Origin of the sequence: Maribacter caenipelagi (assembly GCF_004364175.1) — a bacterium.
GTDB lineage: Bacteria > Bacteroidota > Bacteroidia > Flavobacteriales > Flavobacteriaceae > Maribacter > Maribacter caenipelagi.
Genome location: NZ_SNZW01000013.1, coordinates 601,579 through 616,641 on the forward strand (window position 1 = coordinate 601,579; position 15,063 = coordinate 616,641).

At 32.6% G+C, this 15,063-nt stretch carries 12 protein-coding genes; 9 read left to right on the plus strand and 3 right to left on the minus strand.

Annotated features, from left to right (window positions below; all coding sequences use genetic code 11):
- The first annotated feature begins 38 nt into the window (after positions 1 to 38).
- From DFQ03_RS07595 to DFQ03_RS07620, 6 genes are read left to right on the plus strand one after another with little or no spacing between them, the layout of a single operon-like run.
- Positions 39 to 581 carry a heme NO-binding domain-containing protein gene (locus DFQ03_RS07595; RefSeq protein ID WP_133672560.1) on the plus strand — a complete coding sequence of 181 codons (543 nt, stop codon included), beginning with the start codon at positions 39 to 41 and terminating at the stop codon, positions 579 to 581.
- Positions 574 to 2,937 (plus strand): PAS domain-containing sensor histidine kinase, encoded by a 2,364-nt coding sequence (locus DFQ03_RS07600; RefSeq protein WP_133672561.1) that lies wholly within the window; start codon positions 574 to 576, stop codon positions 2,935 to 2,937. The genes DFQ03_RS07595 and DFQ03_RS07600 overlap by 8 nt, the downstream gene beginning before the upstream one ends.
- Positions 2,938 to 2,948: 11 nt before the next feature.
- Positions 2,949 to 4,079 carry an FIST signal transduction protein gene (locus DFQ03_RS07605; RefSeq protein WP_133672562.1) on the plus strand — a complete coding sequence of 377 codons (1,131 nt, stop codon included), beginning with the start codon at positions 2,949 to 2,951 and terminating at the stop codon, positions 4,077 to 4,079.
- Positions 4,079 to 5,137: a sensor histidine kinase gene (locus DFQ03_RS07610; RefSeq protein WP_133672563.1), complete on the plus strand. Its 1,059-nt coding sequence runs from the start codon at positions 4,079 to 4,081 to the stop codon at positions 5,135 to 5,137. The genes DFQ03_RS07605 and DFQ03_RS07610 overlap by 1 nt, the downstream gene beginning before the upstream one ends.
- Positions 5,134 to 5,454, plus strand: a complete 321-nt coding sequence (locus tag DFQ03_RS07615) for an Hpt domain-containing protein (protein ID WP_133672564.1) — start codon at positions 5,134 to 5,136, stop codon at positions 5,452 to 5,454. Before DFQ03_RS07610 ends, DFQ03_RS07615 begins: the two co-directional genes overlap by 4 nt.
- Positions 5,455 to 6,165 (plus strand): LytR/AlgR family response regulator transcription factor, encoded by a 711-nt coding sequence (locus DFQ03_RS07620; protein WP_133672565.1) that lies wholly within the window; start codon positions 5,455 to 5,457, stop codon positions 6,163 to 6,165.
- A gap of 18 nt (positions 6,166 to 6,183) precedes the next feature.
- On the opposite strand, the gene DFQ03_RS07625 is transcribed toward DFQ03_RS07620, so the two are convergent.
- The 3 genes from DFQ03_RS07625 to DFQ03_RS07635 form a co-directional block, all read right to left on the minus strand.
- On the minus strand, positions 6,184 to 6,597 hold the full coding sequence (locus tag DFQ03_RS07625) for a response regulator (protein ID WP_133672566.1): 414 nt from the start codon (positions 6,595 to 6,597) through the stop codon (positions 6,184 to 6,186).
- Positions 6,594 to 8,387 carry a sensor histidine kinase gene (locus DFQ03_RS07630; RefSeq protein WP_133672567.1) on the minus strand — a complete coding sequence of 598 codons (1,794 nt, stop codon included), beginning with the start codon at positions 8,385 to 8,387 and terminating at the stop codon, positions 6,594 to 6,596. Before DFQ03_RS07630 ends, DFQ03_RS07625 begins: the two co-directional genes overlap by 4 nt.
- 213 nt (positions 8,388 to 8,600) lie before the next feature.
- Entirely contained in the window at positions 8,601 to 10,661 is a 2,061-nt protein-coding gene (locus tag DFQ03_RS07635; protein ID WP_133672568.1) for a tetratricopeptide repeat protein, read from the minus strand.
- Between the two features lie 225 nt (positions 10,662 to 10,886).
- Between DFQ03_RS07635 and DFQ03_RS07640 the strand changes: the two genes are divergently transcribed.
- The 3 genes from DFQ03_RS07640 to DFQ03_RS07650 all read left to right on the plus strand — a co-directional run bounded on the left by DFQ03_RS07640 (position 10,887) and on the right by DFQ03_RS07650 (position 15,040).
- Positions 10,887 to 12,134, plus strand: a complete 1,248-nt coding sequence (locus tag DFQ03_RS07640; protein WP_133672569.1) for an oligosaccharide flippase family protein — start codon at positions 10,887 to 10,889, stop codon at positions 12,132 to 12,134.
- Positions 12,135 to 12,398: 264 nt separating this feature from the next.
- Positions 12,399 to 13,628 (plus strand): glycosyltransferase, encoded by a 1,230-nt coding sequence (locus tag DFQ03_RS07645; RefSeq protein WP_133672570.1) that lies wholly within the window; start codon positions 12,399 to 12,401, stop codon positions 13,626 to 13,628.
- 272 nt (positions 13,629 to 13,900) lie between these two features.
- A complete protein-coding gene (locus DFQ03_RS07650; protein ID WP_133672571.1) occupies positions 13,901 to 15,040 on the plus strand; it encodes a response regulator in 1,140 nt (379 codons plus the stop codon).
- Positions 15,041 to 15,063 lie beyond the last annotated feature (23 nt).

Below are 15,063 nucleotides of genomic sequence, written 5' to 3' on the forward strand. Positions count from 1 at the left end.
TTAATTTTCCTACGTTTGAATGTGATAAAAATATTCAAATGAAAGGAATTGTATTTACTGAGTTTTTAGAAATGGTCGAATCTGAATTCGGTTTAGAGACTGTTGATAATATTATTGAAAAATCAGATTTGCCTTCTCAGGGCATATATACGTCTGTAGCTACTTACGAATTTAACGAAATGGTAGCTTTGATTACCCAGCTGAGTGAAGAAGTGGATTTACCGGCCGGAGATTTAATTTACGCATTTGGGCTATATCTGTTCTCAAGTCTAAAAAATGCACACCCAGAAGTTATACAAAGTTACAGATCACCAATAGGGTTATTGTACTCTATAGAAGATCATATTCATGTACATGTAAAAAAACTTTATCCAGAAGCAGAATTACCTACGTTTAAGATACTAGAAAAGACCGATAATTCTATTTCTATGATATATTCTTCGTCAAGAGGATTATATAGATTGGCACATGGTCTTATTGAAAAAGCATTTGAACATTTTAACGGTAAAGCCGATATTTCATATGAACTTCTTAAGGAAGATGGTACCGAAGTGAAATTTGATGTAGTGCAACATGGATAATAAGGAAATTCGTCTCTTAAAAAAAGCCCTCGAACGCCAGAAAAAGGCGCGTAAACAGGCTGAGAGTATCTTAGAAGAAAAATCTAAGGAGCTCTATGATGTTACCAGTCATTTAAGAGAATCTAACAGTAAACTCGAAAATTTACTAAGTGAAAAAACATCTGAATTAGATGGTATTTTTATAAATATTATCGATCCCTATGTAGTAACGGATCTACAATTCAATGTTATTAATATGAACAGATCTGCCAAAAATCTTTTGCAGTTTGATCATAACGATAAGCTTGTAAACCTTTCAAAATTTATACACCCAGATTTTTTCGAATATACACAAGAATCGATGCGGTCGATGATCGAGGTAGGAAGCTTAAAAAATTATCGTGCACAAATTATTCTTGAAGATGGTTCTGAAAAATGGATTCAGATAAACGCAAGTCTGGTATACGATAAAAATCAAAAACCTATTGCTGCTCAAGGTATAATTAGAGATGTTACTCAAGAAACAGAAGTAAAAAGACTTGTTGCAGAGCAAAAGGCGCAATTAGATATTATAGTTGAGAATTCTCCCTTAGGTATTGTTTTAGCGGTTGACGGTGTAATTCTTAAAACAAATAATACTTTTGTCGAAATGCTTGGTTATCAAGAAGGTGGGCTTAAAAATGTTTCTTTTAAATCAATATCAGAACCAGAAAATACAACAGATGCATTAAATCAACTAGATGAAATGTATGCTGGTAAAATTGAAAAATTTACCGAAATATGGAAATTTAAAAGAAAAGATGGTTCGACCATAATGGGAAAAACCAGAATTTCAGCGATACATGACGATCATAGAAAAAAAGATTATCAGGTTGCTATAATAGAAGATATTTCGCATCAATTAGAGGCAGATAGAAAACTACAAGCATCTCAAAATAGATTAACTGCTCTTATTTCTAATTTACAAACAGGTGTGCTTTTAGAAGACGAGGAAGGTAAAATTGCATTGACCAACCAAAAGTTCTGTAATTTATTTCATATTAAAGAATCTCCAAAGAATATAATTGGTGTTGACTGTGCAGAATCTGAAGAAGAGTATAAAAAGTATTTTAAGAATCCAAAAGGTTTCGTTAGTAGAATAGAAGAAATTTTAGCTAAAAAAGAAACTGTTTTGGCAGATGAACTTGAAATGATCGATGGTAGAATTTTAGCAAGAGATTTTATTCCTATTGATAATGATGGTGATTACAAGGGGCACTTATGGGCTTATCAAGATATTACTATTTCTAAAAATTATCGAAAGAATTTAGAAACGCAACGAGAAAAGTATAGTAGTATTATTGCTAACATGAATTTGGGCTTGGTTGAGGTAGATAATGAAGATGTTATTCAAATGGTCAATCAAAGCTTTTGTAACATGAGCGGCTTTACAAGAGAAGAACTTATTGGTAACGTGGCTTCTAAAACCATAAAATTCAAAGGGGATAATATCATTGAAAAGAAAAATGAAAATAGATTAGGCGGGGTTTCAGAATCTTATGAGGTTGAGGTTTATAATAAAAACAATGGTATTATGCATTGGCTTATTAGTGGAGCCCCAAGATATGATGATACTGGTGCCGTAATTGGTTCTATCGGCATTCACTTAGATATTACAGATCAAAAACTTTTAGAACTTCAAAAAGAAAAATTATTAAAAGATTTAGAGAACAGTAACCAAGGCTTACAAGAGTATGCCCATATCGTTTCTCATGACCTTAAGTCTCCATTAAGAAGTATCAGTGCTTTGGCAACTTGGCTAAGTGATGATTATAAAGATGTTTTAGATGAAGGTGGTAAGCAAAATCTTGAGCTTATGCAAGAGAAAGTAGCCTCTATGGATAAATTAATTCATGGTATTCTAGAATATTCTACTGCAAATAGTTCTGATTTAGATGATTCTAAAGTTGACCTAAATGAGGTAATAAACGATATCGGCGAGACCATCTATATTCCTGAGCACGTAAAATTGGTAATTCCTGAGACATTACCAATTATATTGGCAGATAGAATTAAAGTTCATCAAGTTTTTCAAAATATTATTGGTAATGCTGTTGTGCATATCGAAAGAGAAGTCGGGCTTGTTGAAGTACTTTATAAAGATGATGGCGATTTCTGGCAATTTACTATCAGCGATAATGGGGTAGGTATACCAGAAGAGTATCATAAGAAGATTTTCGATATTTTTCAATCTATCGGAAATAATGAAAGGTCAACTGGTATCGGACTTTCAATTGTAAAGAAAATTATTGATCGTTATCAGGGTAAAGTCTGGATCGATAGTGTGGTTGGAGAAGGAACCCAATTTCATTTTACTATAAAGAAAAACCATAACTAATAAGATGTAAGATGAAAATAGTACAAGGAATTAAAAAACCAAATGAGTCTTTTATAATTAAAGATGCTGTTGCTCTTAAAGAACCTTTAGTACTGGTTTTTGGTAATAGATATATGTTAGAAAGTAATCAGATATATGACGAGGTTAATACGTTATTTCCAGACGGTCATATCGTTTTTGGTACCACTTCGGGTGAGATTATAGATGATAATGTGTTAGACGGATGCGTTGTATTAACTGCTATTGAATTTGAGAAGAGTTCAATTTTGGTAAAAAGAAGCAACGTAGCAGATTTTCATAATGAAGATAAAAAACTTGGAGAGCGCTTAATTGCTGAATTCCCTAAAGAAAATTTAAAGCATCTATTTGTAATATCAGAAGGTAGTACTGTAAATGGTAGTGCGCTTATAGAGGGTTTAGAAAATATGGAAAATACGAGTTTTGGACTCTCTGGCGGACTATGTGGAGATGATGATCGTTTTGAGCGAACATTGGCATCTTACAATGAAAACCCAAAAGAAGGGGAAATAGTAGCCATAGGTTTTTATGGTGATACCTTAGAAATTACAAGTTCTAATTATGGCGGTTGGACCTCTTTTGGTCCAGAACGTATTATTACAAAATCTAAAGGAAATCTACTTTATGAGCTAGATGGTAAGCCTGCTTTAGATCTTTACAAAACCTATTTAGGTGAGAAAGCAGATGAATTGCCGAAGTCGGCATTGCTCTATCCGTTAAGTGTTAAGGCAACCGAAGACTCAGATCCTTTAGTACGAACTATACTTAATATTGATGAAGTTGAAAATACAATGACACTGGCAGGTGACGTTCCTGAAGGGTCTAGAGTACAGTTAATGATGTCATCGGTCGATGATATTGCTAATGGAGCTTCTTATGCAGCAGAACTCGCTATGGGTGGCAGAAAGAATTCTCCAGAGCTGGCTTTATTGATCAGTTGTGTTGGTAGAAAGTTGGTGATGGATCAACGAACGGAAGAGGAAATTGAAGAAGTTAAAGCTGTTGTAGGCGATAATACAGTAATAAGTGGCTTCTATTCTTACGGCGAAATGGCACCATTTAGTGGTCAAGATAGTTGTAAATTGCACAATCAGACCATGACTCTAACCTTATTTAGCGAATAATGCATTCTCTGTTAACAAGACAAATTCGAAAATATTTACCTGAAGACCTAAAAGAGCATCCAGAAATAGGAAGCTTTTTAGAAGCTATTGAAAAATCGTATGAGAATTATGAAGATAAATTCTCTATGCTTCATAGAGCTTCTACAATAAGTTCAGATGAACTTTTTGAAGCCAATAAAAGATTACAGAAAGAGGCTTTGCAACAAAAGAGTATTCTTTTTTCTTTAGAAGAGGCTATTCGTAGTTTAAGAGAGAATTTAAATGATGAAAAGGATGTAAAGATTCAGGACGAGTTTAATACAGAGCAGCTAGCATCTTATATAAGTAATTTGGCATCGCAGGTTTCTGCCATGACCATAGAAAAAGATAAACTTGTAAGAAATTTAGAAAATCAGAATGAATCTTTGAACAATTATGCACAAATGGTATCGCATGATTTAAAATCTCCTATACGAAATATCAATGCGTTGATGAGTTGGATAATGGAAGATGAAAAAGAGAAATTTTCTGAAACCAGTAAAGAAAATTGCACTTTGGTATCTCAAAACCTTACCAAGATGGATAAGCTTATAAGTGGTATTCTAAAACACGCCACAATGGGTGAAACCGAAGAGCATAGGGTAACGTTCAGTTTAGAAGATAGTCTTAAAGATGTCGAAAGAACGATTTATGTACCTGAAAATATAACCTTTGAGTATGATGAAGAATTGCCAGAAATGTTCTTTGAAAGAGCACGGCTAGAGCAGTTGTTCATGAATTTATTTACTAATGCTGTAACGGCAACTGAACATGTAGAAAAAGGTGAAATCAAAATCGGATACCAACCAGATGACACCTATTGGAAATTCAGTGTTTCAGATAATGGAAAAGGAATTCCCGAAAAGCATCAAAAAGGAATTTTTGAAATGTTTAAAAAGTTAGAGACAGCTAATAATGCTACTGGCATCGGACTTGCAATTGTTAAGAAAATTGCAGTACTTTATGAAGGCGATGTTCGGTTAGAATCAAAAGAAAACGTTGGAACTACGTTTTATATCACATTAAAAAAGAATTCATGATAGAACAACCTAACCTTAATTATGTAGACGAACTTGCCGGTGACGATATTGCTTTTAGAAATCAATTTCTTGATATTATTAAAAACGAGTTTCCGTTAGAAAAGGAAGAATATTATGGTCATGTAAAAAATACAAGAGTAAAAGAAACAGCCGAAATAGTTCATAAGCTAAAGCATAAGTTCAATATTTTAGGAATGGAAAATTCTTACAAGCTTGCAGTTGCTTATGAAATGGAATTATTGGATGGCAAGCACGATAGTCAATCTAAATTCGTTGAAGTATTAGATACTATTGAAAAATACATTAAAACAATATAAATGAACTGTATTATAATCGATGATGAAGCCACGGCTAGACTAGTTGTAAGGCAACTATGTTCAAAAATACCTGAGCTCGATGTTATTGAAGAATTTGACAATGCCATTTCTGCAATCAAATTTTTAAATCAACAGAATATTGATGTTATTTTTCTAGATATTCATATGCCAGGTTTTAGTGGTGTCGATTTTATACAAACACTAAAAAATCCACCTAAAGTGGTTATGACTACTTCAGATACAGATTTTGCAATAGCTGCTTATGAATATGAATGTATCGTTGATTATTTAGTGAAACCGATTACGTTAGAGCGTTTTGAAAAAAGTATAGAAAAAATTAAGAATACTTATGCTAAAAAGCCACAGGCTCAAGAAGCAACACAACAAAATTCATCTGAAGGTGAAGATTTGTATATTAATATTGACCGAAGGTTAATTAAATTGAAACTCAATGAAATTTTGGTTATCGAGGCCAAAGGTGATTACATTGATGTTAAAACAGAAAAAGAACACCATAGGGTACATACTACCTTGAAAAAAATAAAAGAAAAATTACCTGAAAAGTTATTTCTTCAAATACACCGATCCTATATTATCAATTTTACAAAGATTATTGATATTGAAGATAATAGCGTGCTAATAGCTAAAAATGTGGTACCCATTAGTAGGTCTAACCGTCCAGAATTAATGAGACGATTAAACTTGCTTTAAGTTTTTCTAAAGTAATATTCACCAATTTTCTTGATAAATCTTTTTGAATATTTCTGCTAGCTGAACTTTGTCTACTGGTTTTACTACATACCCGGTAAGCTCTTCAAAATTAGAAGCTCTTATTACGTCACTATCGCGCATAGACGAACTAACCATGTAAATATTAATATTACTAATAATTTTTGGTTTTAGTTTTTTGAATTCGTTTAAAAAGCCCCAGCCATCTAAAAATGGCATATTAATATCTAAAAATATAACTTCAGGTAGTTCAACCTTTTCTTCAGTACATTTTGAGATATATTCAACAGCTTGTTCTCCGTCTGTAAATGTTGAAACCACCAATTCTTTTGATAATTGATGAATTGTTTTTTCCATTATATACAAATACAGTTCGTCGTCATCGACCAGCAATATGTTCGGTTTTGTGTTCATTTTTCGAATATTAATTTAAATGTAGTTCCTTCTCCTACTTTACTATCTATTGTTATTGTTGCATTAAGTGCTTCTAATTGAGATTTCACCAAAAACAACCCCATACCTTTACCAGATATGTTTCTATGAAATCTTTTGTAAAGTTTAAAGACATTGTCGCCATGTCTATCTAGATTTAATCCTATGCCATTATCTCGTACATACAATACCTTTTGTTTATTTTCTAGTGCAGATTCAAATTGAATATGTGAATCAACATTGTCGCGTTTATATTTAATAGCATTAGATATGAAATTGTGAACGATACTTTGTAAATAGAATTTAGAATATGAAATATGGTTCCAAGCTGCTAAATTTAGTTGAACTTCAAAACCGGAATTATCTAAAAGTGTTTCTGTAAATTCATGTTTGACTTCGAGAATCAGTTCTTTAAGGTCTATATCGACTATCTTAATTTCCTTATTATCAAGAATAGCAACATAGTCGTTTATGTCTTCTGTGAGGTGGGTTATGCTTTTGGCTACCTTATCTAGCTTAGGTAGCAACTGATTTAATAATTCTGGATTTTTTTCTTTCCGTATCATGTCAACAATTACAGACATACTGGTAACTGGTGAGCGTAGGTTATGTGAAATTAAATAGTTGAAATCGCTTAACTGCTTATTTTTGATTTCTAAGCTATTGTTCATTTCATTGACCATTACATTATTTTCTTCTAATTGGTCTTTGCTTCTAGTCAACAATATATTTTTACTTTCTAACTCTTTATAAAATTGTTCTTTTTCAATTCTATTTTTTAGGTAAATATGAGAAAATACGAATAAGCCAATAATTGAAATAATATTAAAGATTAACAAGCTTTCAAATACAGGCTGTAATACGGCTTTTACTAATCTTGGAGGTATTTCCAAGGCCATAAGCCAATTAGAGGGGGTTACTATTTCTGTTGGTAAGTTAGATATAGAACCATACGTAAATGTTGCTCCATTTAATTTAATAGATTGCTGAGACCATATATGACCATTTTCAACAAAAGTGCTATCTCTAATATGGGTTATTGCTTTGGTATTTAAAATACCGTCTATGGTACTATTTTTATTTCCAGATTCATAGGGTAAATCTTCTTTTATAGTACTTGAAGTTATAACTCTAAAATCCTCATCTAACAAATAAACATTTTTGTCTTCAACTGTGGATTTTATTTGGTCCAGAATTTTTTTCATTTTAAAATTGATGACCACTAACCCTATTTGATTTTGCTCATTATCAAAAATAGGAGCCACAGTTCTAATTACTGGTTTATGCGGTTTTTCAATTTCTCCATTTTCTTTATTTAAGCTTATTTGAGAAAGATATATTTGATTTCTTTTTAATTGTAATCCTGCTTTTACATAAGGATGGTAATTTTTATTTTGTATGGCGCTAATTATAATAGAATCATTTCCAACCCGTTCAGCTCTAAAAAATTCTTTTCCTTCTAAATCTATAAAGCGAAATTGATCATAAGAAGTAATATCCTCAATAAGTTCTAGATAAGACCTTAAGAATGAGGAATGCTCTACTAAAGGATCAAAATTCTTTGGATATTTTAAAGTGGCCCAATAATGGGTATTACGCAAAAAAGAATGGCATTCTTCTTCAAAGGAAACTTTCTTCATCGTGTTTGCACGAATCTGACGTTCCATAATAGCTTCAATTTGTTTTGCCTTTTGGGAGTAATACAAAAAAAGGTTAAGCGCAAAAAGGGGCACATAAAGGCCAATAAACATTTTAAAAACTCTCTTCCACATATAAAATCGATTAGAGTTTCATTTTCAATTGAATTTCTCGAGCGGGGAAACGTTTATTAAACTTACGTTAAGGTAGGTAAAATTCTTACATTGTATCTAATATAGGAATATAATTTCACCTATATCTGAACTTTTATTTGAAAAGTATAAAATTAAGGAAATAAGAGACCTTAAACAGTCTTTAAATTTTGGAAGTGGAATGCTTAATTATTACTAATCTAAGTTTAATTTTTTGTGAAATAATGGTTTCTTCAAAAACAACCATTTTGCTTTTAATCCGATTTCGGTAAACTCAAAACCTGCAGCAGTTGCCGAGGCAATATTACTATACTTCCCGTACACATTTAAACTGAAACGTGGTGAAAATTGATGCTGCACAGAAGCTTCGGCTCTAAAGATATTGGTGTTGGGGTCATCTTCTACTTTTTGAATACCTGTAGCCGCACTAACCATATAGGTTGTCTTTTCAGATATTTTACCACGTACATCTGCAAATAATTCAACAGCCTGGTATTTCTCGGGACTAAAATATATGGTAGGTACTTGGTCTTTAAAAGTTATATACTGGTAATTGAGGCCCATTTTTAATGCAGGTTTGCGTAACACATTGTAATACAATGATGTAAAAAGTAAATTACGTACATTTTCATCACTCTGCTGGGTATGCATTAGTTGGGTATACCAACCAAAGTTAACATTGGTACCTAAATTATAATTTAAACCATAATGATTCTGTACAATTTCACGTTCAATTAATTCAGCGTTAAAACTCTGCACTTCTCTTTGATAACCAAGTGTTAAGTTCTGTAACTTAAAAGGTTGTAAATCTAATTTTATATCAATAACAGGTTGTGTATAGGCTTGGTCTAAAAATCTGGAGTTATTTAAACCTAATACGGATTTTAAAACCGTTTTAGGAAATAACTTGTACTGCAAACCCACTAATACTACATGCGAAGTTGCTTTATTATCGGTAACCGTATTTTCGGTAGATCTAAAGAAATAAGATACCGTACTTCTAAATTTAGTTGAAAAAGGTACATCTATCGTTGTATTTGTAAAAAAGGCAGTGTTATTTCCATTATCAAAGGTATAGGCTGCATGCTCTTCAATTGTAGGGGTATGCATTAAGTTCAGTTTATTGATAAAACCTTTAGCATCTTTTTGATTTTTATAGAACTTTAATGTTTGGCTTGCCATATTGTATGCTGGTATAATCTTGTCAGATGCAAATAATGCATTTGCCTTACCTAAATTACCATCAAATGAGGCACTGTCATTAACCAAAATTCTATCATAACTTTCAACACTAGATTTAGCATCACCGGTATATAGACCTAACGTTGCTTTTAGGGCTAATATCCAATTCTTATTGGGGTAATGAACTTCTAAACTATCAATCTTATTTCTAGCAGAAATAAACTTTCTGTTCCATATTAAGGCTTGTACAAACCTATCGTATGTGCTTTCGGTAAGTTTTACATCATTAATTTTATCAACCTTTACCATTGCACTTTTAGAGATGATAAGAGCTTCTTTATCATTCTCATCTATATGTTCTGCCAATGCAATACCGTTTAGTGCGGTAATAGAATCTTTTGGGGTAGTTGCATATCTAACATACATACTTTTTGCCTTGTCTGCTTGTTTTATTATAAGATACAGGTTCGCCAAGTTGATCAATACATCTTTATCATCAGGAAAATCTTCAAAAATCTTCTTTAATGTTTGCTCTCCTTTTCCATATTGCTGATTGTTTACAAACTCGTTGGCATAACCCAATCGCATAAATTTTCTAGAAATTTTTGCACTTTCATTTTCGGGCTGAAGTTCTATTGCTTTTTCGACCCAACTTAAGGCTAATTTATACTCTTTTAAATTACTTAACGTGTTTGCATACCCTAATACCGCACCAAATTTCTTTGGAAATTTATCTACTAAATCGGCATATAAAGGTTTGGCTTGTTCATACTCTTTCGCCCATAAATAAGATTCGTTGTAATTAATTAAAATTTCAAAATCACCAGGGTAATCTTCTAATAGATCAGAAAATAAACCTGTTGCTTTTTGAGGTTCGCCACTTAAGCCAACTGCTCGACCATAACACAGCAATGCCGTTTTATTGTTTGTGTCTGTTTTAATGTATTCACCAAAAAAAAGTTCTGCTTCTTGAAAATCACCTTTTTCCAAAAGACCAAAGCCTTTGGTCATATCAGATTGTGCTTTCAAGAAAGATGAGGTTAAAAGAATAAGGAATACTAAATTACGAATCATTTAAAGTGAGATTAATACTACAAATACCTAACGGTAATTATTGCGATTTATTTGTCTTTTTCAATATTGTAAAGATAAAATTGACTTCACCGATATGGAAGTAAGATAATTGCCATTCGTCTATAGTAATTGGTTATCGACCTAAAGCCCTTAAAAAACAAGGGTAGTCTTCATGATATTTGATGTAGAACCAAGTCAATGTTGAGACTTAAAAAAAATATGATTATGACAGCAATTAGACTAGTACTACACAGAATTTCTCCGGAAAAATTATTTATGGGCAGCGTACTTGTTGTAAATGGGGGTAATTATCTATATAATCTTGTTTTGGGTAGACTACTTGGTCCGGCTGTGTATAGCGAGGCTGCTTTATTGATTACCTTATTATTGGTGCTTTCTTTTTTAGGAATGACTTTTCAACTGGCTACAGCTAAATTTGCAATTTTGTTCAGCAATGATGATTGGCTTGCTTTAGAGCAAATACTCTATAAGTATGCTTTAGGTTTTGGTTTAGTAATAGGTATTCTAATATTTGCCTTTGCAGGTAACTTACAAGAACTATTTCATACAGAATCTTCTTTGTTATTTAAAACCTTCGCCGTTTCAGTGCCCTTATATTTTTTTATGTCGGTCAATAGAGGTAAATATCAAGGCAAGCAAGATTATCAGAAATTATCGCTTACGTACCAAACAGAAATGTGGAGTAGGTTAGTGATCACACTTGGTTTATTATGGGTATTACCTTTTAAACCAACTTTTTTAGTAGCACTAGGAATTGGATTGTCGTTTGTATTCGGATTGATTCCTACCGACTTTAATATAAAGAGCATCATTCAAAAGGTTGCGCTATCTAAAGAAAATAAACGAAAAGTAATCAGTTTTATAGTATTGACCGCCTGTTATGAGCTTACCCAGATAATTATTAATAATAGTGATATTCTTTTAGTAAAGCATTATTTTGATACCGTAGACGCCGGACTCTATTCTTCTTTAGCCATGATTGGGCGTGCCGTTTATTTCGTAGCTTGGATGTTCGTAATGCTCTTGTTGCCTACCGTTATACAAAAACAAAAAGATGGAGAGGCAACAGCTCCTATATTAATAAAATATGTTAGTTATGTTGGGCTTTTGGCTATCACTATAATTTTCTGCTGTGCTGTTTTTCCAGAATTAATTATTCAATTAATGTTTGGCGAAGCCTATGTGTCAATGGCACCGTTATTATGGCAATATGCACTGGCAACTTCTTTATTTGCAATATCTAATATATTTGCCTACTACTTTTTATCTCTGGATCAATATGTACCGGTAATACTTTCTGGTGTATTAGGTATATCGCAGATTGTCATGATCATTTTCTTTCATAGTACCTTATATATGGTAGTGCAGGTTCAAATTATAGCCATGGTTGCTTTGTTGGTGGCGCAGTTGCTTTATTTTGCTCATAATAATATATTGAACAAGACCTCTTGATACTTCAATATTAGGTGAGTCTGGTCCGAAGAAATCCCCCATCTTCGGGCTTTTTTTTAATAATTCTGTCTTAAACCATTAACTTATGATTACTGCTGAAAAAGTTATTTGCCGATATATAAATTAGAATAATATGGCTTATCTAATTATAGCTTCCATTCGTCTATAGTAACCTTTCATCCACCTAAAATCGATCAAAAAGCCTTCTTCTTAATTAGATATTTGTAGAAGAAATAACCAAGCGACAAATTAAAACCTTAACCTATGAGACTTGCAATTGTAACGGCATACCCCCCAAGCAAAGTAACACTTACCGAATACGGATATCACTTGGTAAAACATTTCAGACTTCAAAAAGAAGTAACAGAAATTATTTTAATTACAGATAGGACCGAAGGTAATAAGGATTTAAATTTTAAAGAAGACGGATGCAAAATTACCGTTAAGGAATGTTGGAGTTTTAATGACTACAAAAACATATTTAAAATCAATAGTGCTATTTCAGAAACAAAGCCCGATGCTGTACTTTTTAATTTACAGTTTTTAAAATTCGGGGATAAAAAAATTCCTGCCGCACTAGGTTTAATGTTACCACTAATGTGTAAGTTAAAAGGAATACCTACTATTTCTTTACTACATAATATATTAGAGCAAGTAGATTTAGACAACGCTGGTATTACCTCAAATAAACTTCTACAGAAAGTTTATAATGGTATCGGCTATGTATTAACAAGATGTGTTTTGGCGTCAGATGTTGTTGCAGTGACTATTAGCAAATATCAATCAATCTTAGAGAACAAATATCAATCTAGAAATGTGGCCATAATTCCGCATGGCTCTTTCGAAACTCCGCCAACTCCGGATTATAGCTTACCTGCAGGACCAAAAAAAATAATGGCTTTCGGTAAGTTCGGTACCTATAAAAAGGTTGAGATAATGATAGAGGCAATTGAGTTAATTAGACAACGAACTAATGAAGATATCCAAATAGTGATTGCCGGTACGGATAGCCCAAATACACCAGGATACTTAGAAAGTGTGAAAAAGAAATATGCTAATGTAGAGCAATTGGTTTTTACAGGTTATGTTGCAGAAGAAGATGTTCCGGTATTATTTGGTGAAAGCGCTGTAATTGTTTTTCCATATACATCTACAACAGGTAGTTCTGGTGTATTGAACCAAGCTGGTAGTTACGGTAAAGCGGTTGTATTACCAGATTTAGGTGACCTTAGTATACTTGTAAAAGAAGAAGGATATAAGGGAGAGTTCTTTAATCCTGAAAGTGCAGCTTCATTAGCAGACGCCATTGAAAGAATTTTGCAACATGATTCTTATAGAACATATTTGGCAAAAGCAAATTTTCGGGCAGCGTGTTCTTTTCCAATGGAAACTATTACGAAAATGTATGTAGAATATTTTAAAGTATTACAAGTGGCAAAACTTAAAGGTTTCACTTTAGATGTACCTATGGTAGAAAAAGAATTAATGGCATAAACTTTCTGGTTAGGTTTTGTGAAAAAGGGGGTAGTGTGGTTAGCTACTCCCTTTTTATTTTCATCAATTTAATTGGCATTTTTAATTATATAGGGCTATTCTACTATTAAAATATTTAAATAATTTAAAATGGGAGTATTACTGGTTTTTAGGTAAGTCTCAGTAGGTTAGGGGGCTTAAGCTTACTGTTTTTTTTTATTTTTTTGCTCTAGAACTACAATTTTTGTGAAATTATGCGTTATATGTAAGTTAAATCTTACTTACGTAAAACCATGAAAATACTAACCATTGATGATCAACAGCTTATTTTATTGTCTGTTGAAAAAAGACTTACCGAATTAGGTTATGATGTAAAAACGGCCGATTCTGGTCAAAAAGGAATTGAAGTATATGATTCATTTGAACCAGATTTAGTTCTTGTTGATATTAATATGCCAGATATGTCTGGTTTAGATGTTGTTAAACATATTAAAACAAGTAAACGTAATACTACACCGGTATTAGTTATGTCTGGTAACACCGAAGAAAATATAATTACAGATGGCTTTAATTTAGGCATCGACGATTATATGAAAAAGCCTGTGAGTTTGTCTGAAATGGCAGCTCGTATTAAAAGGTTGATCGGTGCGCCAGTTATCGAACTGAATGCTCAAGAGTCTACTAGCACTAGAATGCTCCAAAAAAATTGTGTTGGTGTTGTTATACCTTGTTATAATGAAGAAGAACGTCTTTTAGGTAAAGAATTCAGAGATTTTGCGCATAGTAACCTAGGCTACCACCTTTGTTTTGTAAACGACGGTAGTACAGATAAAACACTCGAAGTTTTAGAAGAATTAAAGAAAGGTAACGAAAGCAATATTAGTATATACGATTGCGAGAAAAATGGTGGTAAGGCCGAAGCGGTACGCTTGGGTATGTTACACATGGCAAAAGATCCTCAATTAGATTATATAGGGTTTTTAGATGCCGATCTCTCTACCGATTTTAGAGATTTTGATGATTTAGTAGAAACTTTAGATCAATCTGATTTTAAAATTGTCAGTGGTTCTAGAATGAGTAGAATGGGTGCAGATATTACAAAAGAATCTGCTCGTAAGATAATTAGTATGACCATTAATCTTATCATTAGAACCATTTTAAGAATGCCTTTTAATGATACGCAATGTGGTGCTAAAGTAATGGACCGTTCAGTTGTTCCCTTACTTTTTAATAAGCCATTTATTACCAAGTGGTTGTTCGATGTTGAAATGTTTATACGAATGAGAAAATACTATGGTAAAACCGAAGCTAAAAAACTTATTTGTGAACAGCCATTAAAAAGATGGATTCATGCCGATGGTTCTAAACTATCAATGAAAGATTCTGTCAAAATCGTTGGTCAGTTGGCAAAAATCGCCTTTGTCTACAGATAAATAAGTACTACCGAACCCCCGAA